Annotated in this window: 13 protein-coding genes and 1 rRNA gene; 12 read left to right on the top strand and 2 right to left on the bottom strand. The window is 63.7% G+C overall.

Features of this window, described 5'->3' with window-relative positions; genetic code table 11:
- Positions 1 to 6: 6 nt before the first annotated feature.
- The 5 genes from rrf to GJ698_RS29515 all read left to right on the top strand — a co-directional run bounded on the left by rrf (position 7) and on the right by GJ698_RS29515 (position 5,549).
- Positions 7 to 119: ribosomal RNA gene (gene rrf, locus GJ698_RS29535) — 5S ribosomal RNA — on the top strand.
- Between the two features lie 229 nt (positions 120 to 348).
- Positions 349 to 1,908: a methyl-accepting chemotaxis protein gene (locus GJ698_RS31315; protein ID WP_307766676.1), complete on the top strand. Its 1,560-nt coding sequence runs from the start codon at positions 349 to 351 to the stop codon at positions 1,906 to 1,908.
- A gap of 109 nt (positions 1,909 to 2,017) precedes the next feature.
- Positions 2,018 to 2,491 (top strand): cytochrome c-550 PedF, encoded by a 474-nt coding sequence (gene pedF / locus GJ698_RS29525; RefSeq protein WP_154361428.1) that lies wholly within the window; start codon positions 2,018 to 2,020, stop codon positions 2,489 to 2,491.
- A gap of 14 nt (positions 2,492 to 2,505) precedes the next feature.
- Positions 2,506 to 3,342, top strand: coding sequence for a substrate-binding periplasmic protein (locus GJ698_RS29520; RefSeq protein ID WP_166454968.1), 837 nt, complete (start codon positions 2,506 to 2,508; stop codon positions 3,340 to 3,342).
- The gene (locus GJ698_RS29515; protein WP_154361427.1) at positions 3,339 to 5,549 is read left to right on the top strand and encodes a TonB-dependent receptor; all 2,211 of its coding nucleotides are present in this window, start codon (positions 3,339 to 3,341) and stop codon (positions 5,547 to 5,549) included. The genes GJ698_RS29520 and GJ698_RS29515 overlap by 4 nt, the downstream gene beginning before the upstream one ends.
- Here the strand turns inward: GJ698_RS29515 and GJ698_RS29510 are convergent.
- Positions 5,546 to 7,660: a TonB-dependent receptor family protein gene (locus GJ698_RS29510; RefSeq protein WP_154361426.1), complete on the bottom strand. Its 2,115-nt coding sequence runs from the start codon at positions 7,658 to 7,660 to the stop codon at positions 5,546 to 5,548. The two genes, GJ698_RS29515 and GJ698_RS29510, sit on opposite strands and share 4 nt — an antisense overlap.
- Positions 7,661 to 7,777: 117 nt before the next feature.
- On the opposite strand from GJ698_RS29510, the gene GJ698_RS29505 reads away from it, so the two are divergent.
- The 7 genes from GJ698_RS29505 to GJ698_RS29475 all read left to right on the top strand — a co-directional run bounded on the left by GJ698_RS29505 (position 7,778) and on the right by GJ698_RS29475 (position 17,033).
- On the top strand, positions 7,778 to 8,719 hold the full coding sequence (locus tag GJ698_RS29505; protein ID WP_166454967.1) for a YVTN family beta-propeller repeat protein: 942 nt from the start codon (positions 7,778 to 7,780) through the stop codon (positions 8,717 to 8,719).
- A 177-nt stretch (positions 8,720 to 8,896) separates the two neighbouring features.
- Positions 8,897 to 10,417 (top strand): aldehyde dehydrogenase, encoded by a 1,521-nt coding sequence (adh, locus tag GJ698_RS29500; RefSeq protein ID WP_154361425.1) that lies wholly within the window; start codon positions 8,897 to 8,899, stop codon positions 10,415 to 10,417.
- Between the two features lie 2 nt (positions 10,418 to 10,419).
- Positions 10,420 to 10,788: a DUF779 domain-containing protein gene (locus tag GJ698_RS29495; protein WP_154361424.1), complete on the top strand. Its 369-nt coding sequence runs from the start codon at positions 10,420 to 10,422 to the stop codon at positions 10,786 to 10,788.
- Positions 10,789 to 10,821: 33 nt separating this feature from the next.
- Positions 10,822 to 12,564, top strand: a complete 1,743-nt coding sequence (locus tag GJ698_RS29490; RefSeq protein WP_371865474.1) for a PQQ-dependent methanol/ethanol family dehydrogenase — start codon at positions 10,822 to 10,824, stop codon at positions 12,562 to 12,564.
- A 205-nt stretch (positions 12,565 to 12,769) separates the two neighbouring features.
- Positions 12,770 to 13,924: a porin family protein gene (locus tag GJ698_RS29485; protein WP_229260217.1), complete on the top strand. Its 1,155-nt coding sequence runs from the start codon at positions 12,770 to 12,772 to the stop codon at positions 13,922 to 13,924.
- A 29-nt stretch (positions 13,925 to 13,953) separates the two neighbouring features.
- Complete coding sequence (locus GJ698_RS29480) at positions 13,954 to 16,056, top strand: 4Fe-4S binding protein (protein ID WP_154361423.1); 2,103 nt, start codon at positions 13,954 to 13,956, stop codon at positions 16,054 to 16,056.
- A complete protein-coding gene (locus GJ698_RS29475; RefSeq protein ID WP_154361422.1) occupies positions 16,053 to 17,033 on the top strand; it encodes an FAD:protein FMN transferase in 981 nt (326 codons plus the stop codon). Before GJ698_RS29480 ends, GJ698_RS29475 begins: the two co-directional genes overlap by 4 nt.
- Positions 17,034 to 17,043: 10 nt before the next feature.
- On the opposite strand, the gene GJ698_RS29470 is transcribed toward GJ698_RS29475, so the two are convergent.
- Positions 17,044 to 18,936 carry a sigma-54-dependent Fis family transcriptional regulator gene (locus GJ698_RS29470; protein ID WP_229260216.1) on the bottom strand — a complete coding sequence of 631 codons (1,893 nt, stop codon included), beginning with the start codon at positions 18,934 to 18,936 and terminating at the stop codon, positions 17,044 to 17,046.
- Positions 18,937 to 19,501: the final 565 nt, after the last annotated feature.

Below are 19,501 nucleotides of genomic sequence, written 5' to 3'. Positions count from 1 at the left end.
TCAAAGCTTGATGACCATAGTAAGTCGGTCCCACCCCTTCCCATCCCGAACAGGACCGTGAAACGACTCTACGCCGATGATAGTGCTGCAACCAGTGTGAAAGTAGGTTATCGTCAAGCTAGTTATTTAGAGAAATCCCCATCAGCCTGAACGCGCTCAAGATCGCGCTCAGTGCAGATGGGGATTTTTTGCGTTTACACTCCGCTATAAGAAAATCTTCTATTCCATCTTCAAATGGAGGATTTTTTGCATTTAGACATTTATACTTGCGAATTGGTAAAACAAATTTGGCAAGGAATCTAAATGAAATTCTCGGGACTAAAACTGGCGCATCGCTTTGGATTACTCATGGCGATTATCGTCGCCGGATTTGCCTTATATGGCGCCTGGTCCTTTTACGTACTGAATCAGCTCAAGGTCAACGGCCCCATTTACCAGCGCGTCGTGCAGGGCAAAGATCTGATCGCCGATATTCTTCCGCCGCCCGAATATATTATCGAATCCTATCTGGTCTCATTGCAGGCCATGAGCGCGCCGCCGGCCGAACGCAAGGCGCTGATCGACAACCTGAAATCCCTGAAAGGCGATTACGATACGCGCCACGATTTCTGGACCAAGGAAGTGCTGGAGGACGACCTCAAGAACCTGCTGCTGAACGGCGCCGACAAACCGGCGCAGGCGTTCTACCAGGTCGCCTTCAACCAGTTTGTGCCGGCGCTGGAAAAGGATGATGCACCAGCCGCCGCCGCTGCGCTGGATGTGATGAAGCAGCACTACTCGCAGCACCGCGCCGCCGTGAATCAGCTGGTGGAGCGCGCCACCAAACGCAATACCGACGACGAAGCCGACGCCAAAGTGCAGATTGCGTCTTCCTCCGCCGTCATGCTGGCGATTCTGCTGGGCTCCGTCGGCCTGGCTGCCGCCGTGCTGTATGCGCTGGCCCGCAGCCTGATGTCGCAGCTGGGCGGCGAACCACGCTACGCGGCGTCGATTGCCGGCAGCATCGCCGCCGGCGACCTCGGTGTGACGATCGCTACTTCGCCGCACGACCAGGGCAGCTTGCTGGCAGCGATGAAGGCCATGCAGGATGGACTGAAGGACATCGTCGGCCAGATCCGCAGCGGCACCGGCACCATCGCCACCGCCTCGGTGCAGATCGCGTCGGGCAACCAGGATCTGTCGTCGCGCACCGAAGCGCAGGCCTCGGCGCTGGAGCAAACCACATCGTCGGTGGAAGCGCTGGCCGACGCGGTGAAACACAACGCCGGCAACGCACGCCAGGCGCAGCAGCTTGCGAAGTCCGCCTCCGAAGTGGCGGTGCGCGGCGGCGCCGTGGTGTCGCAGGTGGTTGACACCATGGGCGCGATCAATACGTCGTCGAAGAAGATCGTCGACATCATCGCGGTCATCGACGGCATTGCGTTCCAGACCAACATCCTGGCGCTGAACGCCGCCGTGGAAGCGGCGCGCGCGGGCGAGCAAGGCCGGGGCTTCGCAGTAGTGGCCACCGAAGTGCGCAACCTGGCGCAGCGTTCTTCCGCCGCCGCCAAGGAGATCAAGACCCTGATCGACAATTCGGTGGAGACGGTGGACGCAGGTGCGCGCCTGGTTGACCAGGCTGGCGTGACGATGAACGAGGTGGTCGACAGCGTGCGTCGCGTGACCGATATCATCAGCGACATCAGCGCCGCCAGCGAAGAGCAGACCATGGGCATCGCGCAGATCAGTGAAGCGATCCGCCAGATGGACGGCGTGACCCAGCAGAACGCCGCGCTGGTGGAGGAAGCCGCCGCCGCCGCGCACAGCATGCAGGATCAGGCGCAGCATCTGTCGCAGGCGGTCAGTATCTTCAAGCTGTCCGACGCCGGCCATGCAACGCGGTTACCGGTGTTGAACATCCGGTCGTGACACCTGTGCCAAATTGGAGCAGTTCTGTCGCAGATCAAGGCGGGAAAAGCGTGGCACGGCGTTTGCTCAATGGCTGTATAGCACTTCTTAAAACAGCCTGGAGACAATCATGCATCAAACCTTCCGCATTCTCGCCGCCGTCAGCCTCGTCGTCGCCGCCACCACATCGCTGTACGCCTACGCCCACGGCAACGTGGTGCCGCAAGCGGTCGACACCACCGGCCTCACGCCGCTGGGCGACAAATGGCTGGAGCAGAATCCCTACCGCGGCAACAAGCTGGCACTGAAGATCGGTTCCTCCGCCTACAACCAGAACTGCGCGCGCTGCCACGGCCTGGAAGCCGTCACCGGCGGCATCGCGCCGGACCTGCGCATGCTCGATCGCGACTGCACCGACGTCAAGAACGAGAACAAGAAGAAGGCCTGCTACAAGGAGACCGACAACTACTACCTGACCTCGATCCGCCACGGCAAGGTGCGCAACGGCGCCGTCTATATGCCGCCGTTTGAAGGCGTATTCAATCAGGAAGCCATGTGGGCCATCAAGACCTACCTGGAAGCCCGCCGCGACGACGCCAAATAATCCGGGAGCACGCCATGCTGAGTCATCGCCTGCGCGCTACCGCGCTGCTTCCGTTCGTTCTTACGCTTGCGCTGTCGGGCGTCGTCGCTCCGGCCCATGCGGATTGGGACAAGATCAAACAATCCGGTTCGCTCAAGGTCGCCGTGTACGACCAGTTCGCGCCGTTCTCCGACCGCAGCGGCGGCATTGACGTGGATGTCGCGCAGGCGCTGGCGGCCAAGCTGGGACTCAAACTCAGCCTGCTGCCTTTCCCTGCGGGCGAAAACCTCAACGACGATCTGCGCAACATGGTGTGGAAGGGCCACTACCTCGGTTATGGTCCGGCCGACGTCATGCTGCACGTGCCGGTCGAGCCGCAGCTGATCAACGAGAACGGCAAGGTTACGATCTTCGCGCCGTATCACGTGGAGACGGTTCGATTGGTGCGCAGCGCGCGCAGCATGCCGGTGTATGACGGCATCGATGCGCTGGCCGGCAAGACCATCGGCGTGGAGAAGGTCTCCATCGCCGCCATGGTGCTGCTGGGCGAGGGCAATGGCCGCTTCCGCGACAAGGTGCGTATCTTCGAAACGGCGGCCGAGGCGCTGGAGCAGTTGAAGGCCGGCCAGCTGGATGCGGTGCTGGCCAATCGTTCTGAGATCGACGCGGTATTCCGCGACGATCCTGCCTTCCCGCTGAACGAAGTGGCGTTCCAGCGCCTGCCGCGCGCCGGCTGGGCGGTCGGCATGGCGGTGCGCAAGGATGATCAGGATGTGGCGAAACTGCTGCAGGCGGCCGTCAACGACATGAAGGCCAGTGGCGAGTTGAAAGCCATCTTCGCCAGGTACGGCGTGCATGAGCAGACGCCATGAAGCGCCGCGTCATTGTCGCCAGCGTCATGCTGGCGTGGGCCGGCGCCGCTACGGCCGCTGAGAGTCCGGCGACCTCCATGCTGTCGGTGGACGTGGTGGGCGTTGCGCCGCTGCCGGGACTGGGCGTAGAGCGCAATCAGCTGCCATATCAGGTGCAGACCGCGCGCGCGGATACCATCGACCTTGCGGCCGGCCAGAATCTGGGCGAGTTCATGGCCCGCAATCTGACCGGCGTGAATGTCAACGAGATTTCCGGCAGCCCGTTCCAGAACGACATCACCTATCGCGGTTTCCGCGCGTCGCCGGTGCTGGGTTCATCGCAGGGCATCTCGGTGTACCTCGATGGCGTGCGCGTCAACGAGCCGTTCGGCGATGTGGTCAACTGGGACATGCTGCCGGAAGCGGCGATCGGCAGCGTGATGCTGGCGCCGGGATCGAATCCGCTGTACGGACTGAATACGCTGGGCGGCGCGCTGGTGCTGGCGTCCAAATCCGGCCAAAGTCATCCGGGACTGGACGCCAACGTCTCCACCGCCAGCAATGGCCAGCGCCGCGCCGACCTGGCCTACGGCTACGACAGCGGCGAACACTGGAACGCCTTCATCGCCGGCACGGCCTTCCGCGACAACGGCTGGCGCGACCAGTCGGACGGCAACCTGGGGAATCTGTACGCCAAGCTGGCCGGTTCCATCGGCGACAATGACTGGAGCGTCGCTGTCCTGGCAGGCCGCAGCCGTTTGACCGGCAACGGCCTGCTGCCCGACGATTTGTATGCGCAGAACCGCCGCGCCGTCTACACCTCGCCCGACGTGACGCGCAACCGCCTGCGGCAGATCGTCTTCAGCATGACGCACCGCTTCGACGAACACACCGAACTGACCGCCGCGCTGTACGCACGGAACAGCCACCGCAGCACCGTCAACGGCGACATCAACGACGACTATGCGGAAGGCGAGAGCGATCATGCCGCTACTTATAACACCACCGAGACGCGGCAGAACAGCCAGGGCTTCAGCACGCAATTCAGCAAGACCGCCGGCACCCACCAGTTCTCGGCCGGCCTGACGTTCGACCGCAGCAGCGTCAGTTTCGCGCAGTACGAGCAGGAGGCCGACTTTGCCGCCAACCGCTCGGTGCTGATGGATGACGACGAGGAGCGCGAGGCCGGATCGTCGGTCGACGGCAGCTCGCGCGCGGCCGGCCTGTATGCGGCCGATACCTGGAACGTGGCCGACGGCACCTGGTTTACGGTCTCCGCCCGCTACAACCATGCGCGCGTCAGCAACCAGCTGCGCCGCGACGATGACGACGTGCAGGCGCGTGAAACCTTCAGCTACCGCAAGCTGAATCCGGCGCTGGGAGTTGCGCAGGTGATGGGCGGAGGCTGGACGCTGTTCGCCAATCTGTCGCAGAGCAATCGCGTGCCGACCGTGATCGAACTGGGTTGCGCCGATCCGGAGCAGCCGTGCCGCCTGCCGGTGGGGCTGCAATCTGACCCGTATCTGAAGCAGGTGGTGTCGCGTACAGGGGAAGCTGGCGCCCGCTGGCAGGGCGCGCGCGGCGATATGGCGGCGGTCTCGATCTACCGCACCGTCAATCGCGACGACATCCTGTTCCGCAGCGCTTCGCTGGCGCAGCAGGGCTACTTCTCCAATTTCGCTCGCACCCGCCACCAGGGTGTTGACCTGAGCGCCAGCCGCCGCTTCGGCGCGTGGAGCGCGCGCCTGAGCTACAGCTATCTGGACGCGACCTACGATGCCGAGGGCGATCTGTTCACCGGCGTACGCAATGTCCACGTCACGCCCGGCACCCGCCTGGCGGGACTGCCGCGCAATACGCTCAAGCTGGGACTGGACTGGAATCCCGTGGCGGCGTTGACGCTGGGCGCGGACGTCGTGGCGCTGTCGGACATGACCACGCAGGGCAATGAGGACGGCCAGGCTGCGCCGGCAGGCGCGGACTGGCGTATTCGCGGCCACGCGCTGCTTGGTTTGCACGCCAGCTACCAGCCGGCGCCGAAGTGGGAGTTGTACGCGCGCGTGACCAACGCCACCAACCGCCGTTACGAAAGCTTCGGCGCGGTGGCGGTGAACATGTTCCCGAACGGAGCCTTGTGGCAGCCGGGCGCGGACGATCCTGCCCAGGCGCGCTTTGTGGCGCCCGGCGCGCCACGCGCGGTGGCGGCCGGGCTGCGTTACCGCTTCTAAAACTGATACTGGGCGCTCAGGCCCAGTAGCCAGTTGCGGCCTGGCGCCGCTTCGTAATAGCGCTTGTTGGTATCGCCGACGATCAGCGAACCGACATACTGCTTGTCCAGCAGGTTATTCACGCGGATGAATTGCTTGAAACGCCAGCCAGTCCACTGCTGGCTGGCGTTAACGCGAGCATTCAGTACGCCGTAGCCGGGCGCCGGCTGGTCGGTGTTGGCGTCTTCCGCGTAGATCTTGCTGCTGGCGACAGCTTCCAGCGCGGCGCCGAAATGTCCGGCGCTGTCTTTCCAAGCCAGTTCGCCGTAGGCGTTCGCGTTCGGCACGCCGGGCAGACGGCTGCCTTTCAGCACGGCGCCGAAGCCCTGGTCGTAGACCGCGCGCAAACTGGTCAGCGCCACGCGCGTGCTCAGGCCATAACGCCAGGCGCTGTCGAGCGACAGTTCCAGCCCCTGGCGCAGCGTGCGGCCAGCGTTGCGGTAGCTGGTGCGGCCACCGCTGCTGCTATCGACCACCAGTTCATCGCGGGTGCGGACCTGGAACATGGCGGCGTTGATGCGCGTGTCATCGCCCAGCCGCGCTTTCACGCCGGTTTCCAGATGCGTGCTTTGCGCCGGCTGCAGGCGGAAGTTGAAGCCACCGGCGGTGCCGGAGTAGAACAGTTCATTGAGCGTCGGCGTTTCGAAGCCGCGCGCGGCGCTGGCGTAGACGTTCAGCGCTGGCGTCACTTTGTACAGTACGCCCAGCACCGGCGTGGTGTGGCGGTAATCGAGGCTGCCGCTGTCATTGCCGTTGCTGAGGAAGCGGTCGTCCACTGAAATTTTCACGCTGCTGTGACGCAGGCCGGCGCTCAGCATCCAGGCGCCGGTTTCCCATTCCGTCTGCACGTAGGGATCGAGGTTGGTGACGGTGTCCTGCTCGTCGCGCCGCAACGCGCCCTTGATGCCGAATACATTGCCGACGAAGTTTTCGTAGCCGGTGCGGTCGTCGCTGGAGCGGCCGTATTCCAGGCCGACGGTGGTACTGAGCTTGCCGCCAGCCAGCTGGGCGACGTGCAGCCAGTTCAGGTCCGTGCCGTAGAAGTCGCGGTCGAAATCGACCACGCCGCCCGAGTGGGTGACCGGCGCCTGGAAGGCCTTGGAGAATGCCTGGTACTGGATCACGCTGCGGTTGCCGCCGTAAGCGGTCACGCGCAGGAGGTCTTCACCGAAGCGCTGCTCCCAGCTGGCGCCGGCCTGCTGATGGTCGATGCTCTTGCGAGTGTTGTAGCGGTCAGCCAGCGTGCGCTTTGGATTCTGCGTGTCGGTGGTGTCGATTTCGCCGGCGCGCGGGTCGCGCTGGTAGGTGGCCCAGGTGACGCCCAGCGCATCCTGGGTGTCGTCCTGGCGCAGTGCGTTGGCGGTGATGGACAGTTTGGCGTTGTCCAGCGGCGTCAGTGTCAGCTTGGCGTAGGCCTGGTCGCGCGTGGCGGCGCTGTGGGCGCGGTAGCCGTCGGTTTCGAAGCGCGAGGCGTCCAGCACGTAGCCGATGCCGGCCTGCTTGCCTTGCGCGTTGACGTCGGCCTTGCGGCTGCCGTAGCTGCCGGCGCTGACGCTGGTCTCGATCGACGGCGCGCCTTCGCCTTCGCGCGTGAAGAGCTGGATCACGCCGCCGGAGTGGTTGCCGTAGATGGCGGAGAACGGCCCGCGCAGCACTTCGATGCGTTCCGCCATATCCAGGTTGAAGGTGGCTGCCTGGCCCTGGCCGTCCGGCATGCTGGCCGGGATGCCGTCGGCGATCAGGTGCACGCCGCGCACGCCGAAGGCGGAGCGGGCGCCAAAGCCGCGCGAGGAGATCTGCAAGTCCTGCGCGTAGTTTTGACGGTTCTGCGCCACCAGGCCGGGCACCGCCGCCAGCGCTTCGCTGGCGTTCACGCGCGCCTGGCCGTCGCGTATGCGCTCGGTGTCCAGCACGTCGATGGCGGCCGGCATATCGAATACCGTGTGGCCGACGCGGGTGGCGCTGACGACGACAGTATCCATCGGTTCAACCGCTTCATTGGCAGCCATGGCGCCGCCGCTCAGGGCGAACAACGCCGCCACCGCCTTCAGTGGAAAAGGGTGATGCTTCATGTGGTCTCCGTTTTTGGTCAGTGTTATGACGGACCAGTAAGCAATATACCTGCCATCCGATTTCGATGGCACGACGATTGCAACAGGATGCGGACATTCTTATAAAAGGAGACTTCCATGAATCGCTTTCGCATCCTGTCCATGCTTGTTCTGCTGCTGGGCGGCCAGGCGCTGGCCGCGCCGCTGGCCTATGTGTCGAACGAAAAATCCGGCACCGTCAGCGTGATCGATACCGGCAGCGGCGCCGTGCTGCGCCAGATCGCCGCCGGCAAGCGGCCGCGCGGCATCGCCGCCGATCTGGCCGGCACACGGCTGTTCGTTACCGACGCCGCCAGCAATGCGCTGCTGGTGATCGACACCGCCAACGGCGCGCTGCTGCGCACCATCGCACTGGGCAAGTCGCCGGAAGGCGTCAGCGCCTCGGCCGATGGCCGCTACGTGGCGGTAGCGGTCGAGGAGAGCAACAGCGTGACGCTGATCGACGCGCGCAGCGGTGAAGTGCTGGCCGATATGCCGGTGCGCGGAAAAAATCCGGAGCACGCGGTATTCAGCCCGGATGCGCGCTGGCTGCTGGTCAGCGCAGAGGAGGCGGAGCAGGTCGATGTGATTGACGTGGCGGCGCGCAAGCAGAGCGGCTCGATCGCCGTCGGCCTGCGTCCGCGCGGTATGGGCTTCAGCGCGGATGGTACGCGCGCCTACGTGGCCTGCGAACTGGCCAACGCCGTGTATGTGCTGGACATGCAGGCGCTGAAGACGCTGGCGCGCATTCCGGCTGGCCGCAATGCCAATGGTATCGCCGTGCACCCGGACGGCAGCCGGGTCTTCGTCTCCAATGGCATCGACGGCAGCGTGATGGCGATCGATACCGCCACCAACGCTGTGGTGGCGACGATTGCAGTCGGCAAGCGGCCGTGGAACATGGCGCTGACGCCGGATGGCGCGCGGCTGTACGTGGCCAACGGCCGTTCCAATAGCGTCTCCGTGATCGATACCGCTGCCGCCGTCAAGCAGGCGGACATCGCCGTCGGCGAATTGCCGTGGGGCGTGGTGATTCGCTGAGCCGTTGTTCCATTGCTCCATCGCCGCACAACTGTTCCAAAGCTGAACAGGTGTCACATGCCAGTGACACCCGCATCACCGGCGCAAGCGCATCTTCTCCTGTATTCGCAGGCTGGCACGATGCTTGCGAAAAGCAGGTGATGCAGCACTCCATAACCACAGCAGAAAGAGGATGACATGAATCTCGCAGACATCAGCAAACTGGGCGTAGCCAACCCGTTCAAACAACGCTACGACAACTACATCGGCGGCAAGTTCGTGGCGCCGGTCAAGGGCGAATACTTCGGCAACATCACGCCGATCACCGGCCAGGTGTTTTGTGAAGTGGCGCGCTCCACTGCCGAGGACATCGAGCTGGCGCTGGACGCCGCCCACGCCGCCAAGGATGCATGGGGCAAGACCTCGCAGACCGAGCGCGCCAATATCCTGAACAAGATCGCCGACCGCATGGAGGCCAACCTGGCGCTGATCGCCACCGCCGAGACCATCGACAACGGCAAGCCGATTCGCGAAACCACTGCCGCCGACATTCCGCTGGCGATCGACCACTTCCGCTATTTCGCCGGCTGCATCCGCGCGCAGGAAGGCTCGGTCGCGCAGATCGATTCGGAGACCTACGCCTATCACTTCCATGAGCCGCTGGGCGTGGTCGGCCAGATCATCCCGTGGAACTTCCCGATCCTGATGGCGGTATGGAAGCTGGCGCCGGCGCTGGCCGCCGGTAACTGCGTGGTGCTGAAACCGGCCGAGCAGACCCCGGCTTCGATCATGGTGCTGCTGGAAGTGATCGCCGACCTGCTGCCGCCAGGCGTGCTGAATGTGGTGAATGGCTTCGGCCTGGAGGCAGGCAAGCCGCTGGCGTCCAACAAGCGCATCGCCAAGATCGCCTTTACCGGCGAAACCGGCACCGGCCGCCTGATCATGCAGTACGCGGCACAGAACCTGATTCCGGTGACGCTGGAACTGGGCGGCAAATCGCCGAACATCTTCTTTGAAGACGTGATGGACGCCGACGACGCCTTCTTTGACAAGTGCCTGGAAGGCTTCACCATGTTCGCGTTGAATCAGGGCGAGGTGTGCACCTGCCCATCGCGTGTGCTGATCCAGGAATCGATCTACGAGAAATTCATCGAGCGCGCGCTGGCCCGCGTGGCGGCGATCAAGCAGGGTAACCCGCTCGACAGCAGCACCATGATCGGCGCGCAGGCGTCGCAGGAGCAGCTGGAGAAGATCCTGTCGTACATGGACATCGGCAAACAGGAAGGCGCCGAGCTGCTGGCCGGTGGCGAGCGCAATCAGCAAAACGGCGACCTGAAAGATGGCTACTACGTGCGTCCGACCGTGTTCAAGGGCGATAACAAGATGCGCATCTTCCAGGAAGAGATCTTCGGACCAGTGGTGTCGGTAACCACCTTCAAGGATGAAGCGGACGCGCTGCGCATCGCCAACGACACGCTGTACGGCCTGGGTGCAGGGCTGTGGACCCGCGACGGTTCGCGCGCCTTCCGCGTCGGCCGCGCCATCCAGGCTGGCCGTGTTTGGACCAATTGCTACCACCTGTACCCTGCGCATGCGGCGTTCGGCGGCTACAAGCAGTCCGGCATCGGCCGCGAGAACCACAAGATGATGCTGGACCACTACCAGCAGACCAAGAACCTGCTGGTCAGCTACAGCCCGAACGCGCTGGGCTTCTTCTAACCATGAACCACGCCATCGCCCGCGTCACGGCCACCCCGGCGGCGCTCGACATGATCGCCGCCCTGCGTGACCGGCATGGGCCGCTGATGTTCTTTCAATCGGGCGGCTGCTGCGACGGCAGCACGCCGATGTGCTACCCGGCGGGGGAGTTCAGCATCAGCGACACCGACGTCTATCTCGGCAATCTGGACGGAACACCGTTCTACATGGGCCGCGAGCAGTTCGAGTATTGGGAGCATACGCAGCTGATCATCGACGTGGTCGAGGGCAATGGCGGCATGTTCTCGCTCGATAACGGCACCGGCAGGCGCTTCCTGACCCGATCGCGCCTGTTCAGCGACGAAGAGCTGGCGATGCTGCAGCCTGCGTGAACACACTAAAAATCATAATAATTGGAGAACAACGTGAAAAAAATAGTCATCGCATCATTGGCTGCCGGCTCGCTGCTGTCGCTGGCGCAGGCGGCCGATGTCACCACCGCCATGTTGAAGAACGCGGCCACCAGCACCGACAGCGTGCTGTCCTTCGGCATTGGCTCGGAAGGACAGCGCTATTCGCCGCTGGCGCAGGTGAACACCAAGAATGTCGGCAAGCTGGTGCCGGCGTGGTCGTTTTCCTTCGGCGGCGAAAAGCAGCGCGGCCAGGAATCGCAGCCGCTGATCTACAAGGGCAAGATGTTCGTCACCGCCTCGTACTCGCGCATCTTTGCGATCGACCTGAAGACCGGCGCCAAGCTGTGGAAGTATGAGCATCGTCTGCCGGACGGCATCATGCCGTGCTGCGACGTGGTCAATCGCGGCGCGGCCTTGTATGGCAACCTGGTCATCTTCGGCACGCTGGATGCGCAACTGGTGGCGCTGGATCAGGACACCGGCAAGATCGTCTGGAAGGAAAAGGTCGATGACTACGCGGCCGGCTACTCGATGACGGCGGCGCCGTTGATCGCCGATGGCGTGCTGCTGACCGGCGTGTCCGGCGGCGAGTTCGGCGTGGTGGGCCGCGTCGAAGCGCGCAACCCGCTCACCGGTGACCTGCTGTGGACCCGGCCGACCGTGGAAGGCCACATGGGCCACCGTTACGACAAGGACGGCAAGGAGTTCGACAACGGCGTCACCGGCACCCTGAACAAGAGCTGGCCGGGCGACCTGTGGAAAACCGGCGGCGCTTCGACCTGGATGGGCGGCACCTATGACGCCAAGACCGGCCTGGCCTACTTCGGCACCGGCAATCCTGCGCCATGGAACAGCCACCTGCGTCCCGGCGACAATCTGTATTCGTCGTCCACCGTGGCGCTGGACGTGAAGACGGGCCAGATCAAATGGGCCTACCAGAACACGCCGAACGATTCGTGGGACTTTGACGGCGCCAATGAATTCGTCACCTTCGACATGGATGGCAAGCGTTATGGCGGCAAAGCCGACCGCAATGGCTTCTTCTACGTCATCGACGCCAACAGCGGCAAGCTGCAGAACGCTTTCCCGTTCGTGAAGAAGATCACCTGGGCCTCGGGCATCGACCTGAAGACCGGCCGGCCGAACTTCATCGCCGCCAATCGCCCTGGCGATCCGACCAAGGGTGAGGAAGGCAAGAAGGGCACCACGGTGTTCTCGGCGCCGGCCTTCCTCGGCGCGAAGAACCAGATGCCGATGGCGTACAGCCAGCAGACCGGCTTGTTCTACGTGCCGGCCAATGAGTGGGGCATGGACATCTGGAATGAGCCGATCAGCTACAAGAAGGGCGGCGCCTTCCTCGGTGCGGGCTTCACCATTCGTCCGCTGTTCGACGACTACATCGGCGCGCTGCGCGCGGTCGATCCGAAAACCGGCAAGATCGTATGGGAAGCCAAGAACACGGCGCCGCTGTGGGGTGGCGTGATGACCACCGGCGGCGGCCTGGTGTTCTACGGTACGCCGGAAGGCTTCCTGAAAGCGCTGGACGCGAAGAGCGGCAAGGAACTGTGGAAGTTCCAGACCGGTTCCGGCGTGGTGGCGCCGCCGGTCACCTGGCAGGACGGCGACACGCAGTACGTGGCCGTGGTCTCCGGCTGGGGCGGCGCGGTGCCGCTGTGGGGCGGCGAAGTGGCCAAGAAAGTCAACTTCCTGGAGCAGGGCGGTTCGGTGTGGGTGTTCAAGCTCTCCTCCAAGTAAACAGTGTCTCCTGCAATCTTCGGGCGGCTTCGGCCGCCTTTTTTTTATCGGTCAAATTGTGAACAGTGCTGCATCACGATTGATCCGATATAGCACAAGCCCTTTGCCCGCAAGGCGCGCTTTCTCCTGTGGCGCTGCATGGGCACGCAAATTGCCATGAGATGTGTACATCGCTCGATGTACACAACAATAGGGGAGATCAATAATGAAAACCGCATTCATGCTGGGTGCAGTGGCAGTCTTCGCAACGCAAGGCGCGCAAGCGGTCGATTTCAAGGCCGGCGACTGGAACGTGGCGTTGGGTGGCATCGTCAACGCTTACTACACGCAGGTCTCGTGCAGCGGCGATGCGGTGGGCGGGCTGGCGCTGGGCGGCAAGGCGCTCGGCTGCGGCGGCGAGAAAAACCGCACCACCATCGGCAATGGCCTGCTGCCCAACGGCCTGGTGACGTCCGCCAGCTCGAAGCAGGGCGACTATGACGTCAAGGCGCTGATCGGCATCTACAACGCCACCGCCACCGATAGTGCGATTTCCGCCAACAGCGGCGTCGATGTGCGGCAGGCTTACTTCACCTTCGGGAATGCGGAGATGGGCACCATCAAGCTGGGACGCGACAACGGCATCTTCGGCGCCGGCGCCATCTTCGGCGACATGACGCTGATCGGCGCCGGCGCACCGGTGCAGGCGACGCAGCGTGGCCGCGTCACGCTGGGCCACATCGGCGCTGGCTACAGCTACGTGGGCTACTACGGCCAGATCGCCTGGAGCGCGCCGAAGAACGCCTCCGGCATCGGCTTCGACGCGGCGCTGGTCAGCCCCGTGGCCGATACGCCGATTGTCACGGCGCCGGTGTATTCGTCGAAAACCAGTCCGCAGTTCCAGGCGCAGCTCAGTTATGCGGCCGGCGGCTTCAAGGGCTGGCTGGGCGCCAAGTCGCAGAAGTTCAGCGCCACCGCGCCGGGCGTGCAGGACTTCACCATGTCGGGCGTGGAGGTTGGGGCGTCGTATCAGGCCGGTCCGGTTGGCGTGCTGGCCAACTTTCAGGGCGGTAAAGGATTGGGCATCCTGTCCGACGCCGACCAGGGCGACACCAAGTCCAAGGCTTACTTTGTGCAGGCGACCTACAAGCCGACCGACAAGGTCAAGGTCGGCCTGAGCTACGGCATCAGCCGCAATGACGACAACACCATCGGCACCGGCGGCCTGAAATCCAACGCCAACCTGACCTGCGGCCTGTATTACTCGCTGACCGGCGCGATCACGCTGGTGGGCGAGATCGGCCAGACCCGTTCCAAAGGCTTCGCCGGTGGCGAGGGCAAGTTGAACGGCGGCTCGCTGGGCGGCATCATCTTCTTCTGATGGAACACACGCTGACATGGGGGCGCGTGATGGCCAGCATACTGTGCCTGCTGGCCGGCGTGCTGGCGTTGCTGACCGGCGCCACGCCGGCGCAGGCGGGCGTGCTGACGCGCGACGAGATGGTGCGGCGCTTCCCGGCGCCGTTGATCGTCGGCGAGCGCGACGCCGAGCTGCCGGTGTGGCCGCTGTTCCGGCAGAACGCCACGGCGACGGAGCTGGTCGGCTATGTGTTCGAGTCGGTCGATCTGGCGCCGATTCCCGGCTTCTCCGGCGTGCCGCTGAATCTGATGGTGGCCATCGACCCGAAGGGTGTGTTCATCGGCGTGGAGGTGCTGTCGCATCACGAGCCGGTGTTCCTCGATGGCCTGGGCGAGGCGCCGCTGTACCAGTTCGTCAAACAGTACAAGGCGCTGTCGCTGAAGCAGAACATCAGCATCGAGACCGGCAACCATCGCGCGCGGCATGCCGATGCGGCGCATGCGTATATTGATGGCGTGTCCAAGGCCACGGCATCGGTGCGCATCATTAACCAGAGCGTTCTGGCGGCGGCGCTCAAGGTGTCGCGCAAGAAGCTGGGTTTTGCCGGTGGCCGCGATCCGGATCAGATCGCGCGCGTGCATCCGGACGTGTTCCGGTCCATGGATCTGGCGCAGATGCAGCGCGATGGACTGGTGCAGCATCTGCGCGTCAGCAACCGCGACGCCGAAAAGCTTTTTGCCGGCAGCCCCGGCGCCGGACTGGATGCGGACGCGCTGGCGCATCCGGACGATGTCTTTATCGATCTCTATCTGGCCTGTGTGTCGGTGCCGTCGGTCGGCCGCAATCTGCTGACGCCTGCGGCCTGGCGCAAGCTTCAAGGGCGGCTGGAAGAGGGCGACCATGCGCTGATCGCGATATCCAGCGGCCGATACAGCGTGACCGGCGAGGACTTCGTGCGCGGCAGCGTGCCGGACCGCCTGCTGCTGCGCCAGGACAAGCTGCCGATCGATATGCGCGACCTGGATCTGGACTTGAAGCTGGCGGCGCCGCTGGAAGCCGACAGCGTCACCGTGTTCCGCGTGATCGCGCAGGCAGGGCTGGACCCGGCGTCGCCATTCGAGCTGGCGCTGCCCGTCACGCGCAACAAGGGCATCGTCTACCCGGAGCGCATCACGCGCGAGCTGGTGGTGCGCTACCAGCTGCCGGCCGATCTGGTCATCGCACCTGAAGGGAACAACAAATCCTGGACCGCCATCTGGAGCGGGCGGCGCTGGGAGCTGGCCCTGCTGGCTGTCGGGCTGCTGGTGCTGGGCGCTGCGCTGGCGATGCAGAAGCGGCTGACCGCGCACGCCGCGCGCTTCGACTGGTTCCGCCGCGCCTACCTGCTGTTCACCATAGGCTTCATCGGCTATTACGCGCAGGGGCAGCTATCCATCGTCAATCTCACCGGCGTCATTCAGGCGCTGATGGCGCGGCGCAGCCTGGAATTCCTGCTGTTCGATCCGATGACGGTATGCCTGTGGGGCTTCGTGCTGGTGTCGCTGCTGCTGTGGGGGCGCGGCACGTTCTGCGGCTGGTTGTGTCCCTTCGGCGCCTTGCAGGAATTGACCGGCAAGCTGGCGCGCTGGGCGCGTGTGCCGCAATGGCGCATCAAGCCGCACTGGGATGCGCGGCTCAAGCGCATCAAGTACGTGATGCTGGCGGGCATTGTCGCCAGCGCCTTCTTCTCCAGCGAGATCACCGACAAGCTGGTCGAACTGGAGCCGTTCAAGACGGCGATTACGCTTAACTTCGTGCGCAGCTGGCCGTATGTCGCCTATGCCGTGGGGCTGCTGCTGGCCAGCAGCGTGGTCTACAAATTCTTCTGCCGCTACCTCTGCCCCTTCGGCGCATCGCTGGCGCTGCTGGGCAAGATACGCCTGCTGAACTGGATACCGCGTTATGCCGAGTGCGGCACGCCGTGCCAGACCTGCCGCCACCGCTGCGACTACCAGGCCATCGCACCATCAGGCAAGGTAGATTACGCCGAGTGCTTCCAGTGCATGGACTGCGTGGTGATCTACGCGAGCGACCAGCAATGCGCGCTACGGATTACGCAGATCAAACGTCAGCGCACCATTCCTATTCAGCCTGCCGCAAGGAGCCAGCCATGAAACGACGTACCTTTATTGTCAGCGCGGCCGGAGCGCTGGCCGGCGTCGCCGGTTGCGTGCTGGCCAGCAGTCCAAGGCTGCATCGCGGCGCGGCGCTGGCCTTCGGCACCACCATTTCAATCTCCGTGGTACACGACGATGCGCAACTGGCCGCGCGCGCCATCGCGGATGGCCTGCACGTGGCGCAGCAGATCGACCGCCTGATGAGCATCTACAATCCTGCCAGCCAGGTGTATCAGCTCAACCGCGACGGTGTGCTGGCGCAGCCGGACCCGCGCCTGCTGGAAGTGCTGGCGCAGGCCGCTGAACTGTCCCGCATCAGTGACGGCGCCTTCGACGTGACTGTGCAGCCTTTGTGGCAGCTGTTTTCCCAGGCGGCTGCGCGCGGCGCATTGCCGGACGAGGTGGAGCGCCGACGCGCGCAGTCGCTGGCCGACTGGCGGCAACTGGAGTTCGACGCGGACCGTGTCCGCTTCCGTCGGCCCGGCATGGCGCTGACGCTGAACGGGCTGGCGCAAGGCTACGCCGCCGACCGCGCGCTGGCGGCGGTGCAGGCGCATGGCATCCGCGACGCATTGCTCGACACCGGCGAATTTGTGGCGCGCGGCCACAAGCCGCGCCGCCAGCCATGGATACTGGGTGTGCGCGATCCGCGCGATCCTGAAGCGCTGGCGGCCACCCTGTACGCGCAGGGCTGCAGCGTGGCCACCTCCGGCGACTATGAGTGCATCTTCACGCCGGACTACCGGCACCACCACATCTTCGATCCGGCACTGGGCGATTCGCCCGACGAACTGGCCAGCGTGACGGTGCTGGCGCCAACCTCGCTGCTGGCTGACGGCTTGTCGACCACCTTCATGGTGATGGGATGGGAGCGCGCCAGCGCGCTGGCGTCGCAGCTGCCGGGAGTGGACCTGATGGCGATCGATAAACAGGGCAGGGAACGGCGCAGCGCCGGCTTCCCTGCCGATGCGTGAGGCGGCGATGCTATTTCAGATTGGGCACCTTGCGGTAGATCGTATTGCGCGAAACGCCCAGCGCGCGCGCCGTGGCGGAGACGTTGCCGCCGTGCGCCTCCAGCGACTTGAGGATGACCGACTGCTCCATCTCTTCAAGATTGGCGCCGCTGGCGATCATGCGCGCGGTGCCGGCTTCGGCGTGGTGGTCGTGGACCTTGGTCTGTTCGATATCGTCGAGGAAGTCGTCCGGCATGTGGCGCAGGCAGATCTGGTGTTCGTCGCCGGCCATGACGATGGCGGTGCGCAGCAGATTGGTCAACTGGCGGAAGTTGCCTGGCCAGCGGTGGCGGTGGAACAGCGCCAGGATTTCGTCGGAGACCTCGTAGCGGGCATTATTGGATTCCGTCGCCAGGATTTTCCTGACCACGGTTTCCAGGTCGGTGCGCTCGCGCAGCGGCGGCAGCTTGACCACCAGGCCATTGAGCCGGTAATACAGGTCTTCGCGGAACAGGCCACGGGCGATGCGTTCGCGCAGATTGTGGTTGGTGGCGCAGATCAGCTCCACGTTGACCGGAATCGACTTGTCGCTGCCCAGTGGCGTCACCATGCGTTCCTGCAGCACGCGCAGCAAACGCGCCTGCAGGCTGAATGGCATGTCGCCGATCTCGTCGAGGAACAGCGTGCCGCCGTTGGCCTGCAGGATCTTGCCGACCGCGCCTTTCTTGCGCGCGCCGGTGAAGGCGCCGTCTTCATAGCCGAACAATTCGGATTCGATCAGCGTTTCGGGAATGGAGGCGCAGTTGACCGCCACGAAGGGACTCATGGCGCGCGGCGAATCGTTGTGGATGGCCTGCGCCAGCAGTTCCTTGCCGGTGCCGGTTTCGCCCATGATCATGATGGGGATGTCGCGCCCCAGCACCCGCGTCACTTTTTCAATCACCAGTTCCAGTTGTGGGTCGCCGGTGCGCAGGTAGCGCAGGCCGGACAGCCGGCGCGCGCTGGCGGCGGCCTGGTTGGCGGCGACCGCACTGGTGGCTGGCGCTGCGCGCTCCGGCGTCAGCGACTGCTGGAATACGCTGTTGGTCAGGCGCAGCTGCGCGCGGCCGTAGACGCGCACGCCGCTGTGCATGCACAGGTTGAGCAGGCCGGGCGACGCCGTGCGGTAATGATCGAACAGCGCCGACACGGGCAGGCCGAACAGCGAACTGAAGGTATGCGACTGCAGGGCCGAGAACGGCAAGCCCAGCTGGAACAGGCCGTTGCGGTTGGCCGCCAGGAAGCGGCCGCCGGGGCTGAACGAGGCAATGCCTTCCATCAGCGTGCCGATGAATTCGGGCCGCGCATGGAAGTGCAGCGTGATGGCTTCCTCGAAGGTGGCCGAGAACAGCTGGTTCTCGATCATCAGCGCGGACATGCGCACCAGCGCCATGGTGTGCTTGTGGTAGCTGCGCTGGTCGCCGGACACATCCAGCACGCCGATCACCTTGCCCATGTGGTCGGCGATGGGGGCGGCGGAGCAGGTGAGGAAGTGATTGGCGGCCAGGTAGTGCTGGTCCGCGTGCACCAGCGCCGGCGAGCGTTCCACGATGGCGGTGCCGATGGCGTTGGTGCCGCGGCTTTGCTCGGACCAGGCTACGCCCGGTTGCAGGGCGACGCGGTTGGCTTTCTCCAGGAAGTCGTCGTCGCCCAGCGAATGAACGATAACGCCGTTGGCGTCGGTCAGGATCACCATATTGTGGGTGTTGACGATTTGCTGGTACAGCGTCTCCATCGCCGGGATGGCGTGCGCGTGCAGCAGGCGGTTCTGTTCTATGAGTAGCGACAGGTCGTTGCGTGCCAGGGGACTGTAGTCCGGTGGCGTCTCGGGGCACAAGCCGTATTGTTGAGACCGTTGATGGGAGGTCTCTATGATAAGGGGCATGTTGTCAGCCCATGCTTCGCTTGCAGGCTGGGTGTTCCGTATTGGAGCAGTCTGGCGTTCCATAGTGGTCTCTTAGTCTCCGGCGGCCGTTATCGGCTCTGCTTTCCCTGCAAGGGTGTTCCATAATGTAGCACCTGTGCAGAATGTGAGCAAAAGCTTAGTCATAAGCGTTGCTATACGGTTTATAAGCAAACGCGATGCCAGCGAAAAATAACCCTTGGCAGTTCAGACTCCGTTTGTTATGATTCTGTCCCTCACGAAACAACGCATGCAAATGCAGAGTGAAGTGAGAAAAAGAAGAGCTTGACGAGATGTACGAAACGCCTCATAATCTTGCCTCTTCGCTGAAGAACAAAACGCTTCTTCAGCTAGCAACACCGAATTGGATCTTTAAAAATTTACAGTCGATAAATGTGGGCGTTTGATGCAAGTGCACGTTGAACTTCGGTTCGGCGAAACTAAAAGCATTAAATGCTCAACAAGAAATACTGTCAGTATTTTGAGTGAGCGAACCTGGTCAGAAATGACCATAAACAGAGATTAAACTAAAGAGTTTGATCCTGGC

Origin of the sequence: Duganella aquatilis, assembly GCF_009674565.1 — a bacterium.
Taxonomy (GTDB): domain Bacteria; phylum Pseudomonadota; class Gammaproteobacteria; order Burkholderiales; family Burkholderiaceae_D; genus Rugamonas; species Rugamonas aquatilis.
The sequence above is the reverse complement of the archived record's forward strand: the minus strand, read 5'-3'. Positions and strand labels throughout refer to the sequence as shown.

Excerpts from the sequence above, each read along its gene's own strand:
- GJ698_RS29520 (WP_166454968.1), top strand. The coding sequence starts at position 2,506 with ATGCTGAGTCATCGCCTGCGCGCTACCGCGCTGCTTCCGTTCGTTCTT.
- GJ698_RS29480 (WP_154361423.1), top strand. The coding sequence starts at position 13,954 with ATGGCCAGCATACTGTGCCTGCTGGCCGGCGTGCTGGCGTTGCTGACC.
- GJ698_RS29485 (WP_229260217.1), top strand. The coding sequence starts at position 12,770 with ATGAAAACCGCATTCATGCTGGGTGCAGTGGCAGTCTTCGCAACGCAA.
- GJ698_RS29505 (WP_166454967.1), top strand. The coding sequence starts at position 7,778 with ATGAATCGCTTTCGCATCCTGTCCATGCTTGTTCTGCTGCTGGGCGGC.
- GJ698_RS29475 (WP_154361422.1), top strand. The coding sequence starts at position 16,053 with ATGAAACGACGTACCTTTATTGTCAGCGCGGCCGGAGCGCTGGCCGGC.
- adh (WP_154361425.1), top strand. The coding sequence starts at position 8,897 with ATGAATCTCGCAGACATCAGCAAACTGGGCGTAGCCAACCCGTTCAAA.
- GJ698_RS29515 (WP_154361427.1), top strand. The coding sequence starts at position 3,339 with ATGAAGCGCCGCGTCATTGTCGCCAGCGTCATGCTGGCGTGGGCCGGC.
- GJ698_RS29510 (WP_154361426.1), bottom strand. The coding sequence starts at position 7,660 with ATGAAGCATCACCCTTTTCCACTGAAGGCGGTGGCGGCGTTGTTCGCC.
- GJ698_RS29470 (WP_229260216.1), bottom strand. The coding sequence starts at position 18,936 with ATGCCCCTTATCATAGAGACCTCCCATCAACGGTCTCAACAATACGGC.
- GJ698_RS29495 (WP_154361424.1), top strand. The coding sequence starts at position 10,420 with ATGAACCACGCCATCGCCCGCGTCACGGCCACCCCGGCGGCGCTCGAC.
- GJ698_RS31315 (WP_307766676.1), top strand. The coding sequence starts at position 349 with ATGGCGATTATCGTCGCCGGATTTGCCTTATATGGCGCCTGGTCCTTT.
- pedF (WP_154361428.1), top strand. The coding sequence starts at position 2,018 with ATGCATCAAACCTTCCGCATTCTCGCCGCCGTCAGCCTCGTCGTCGCC.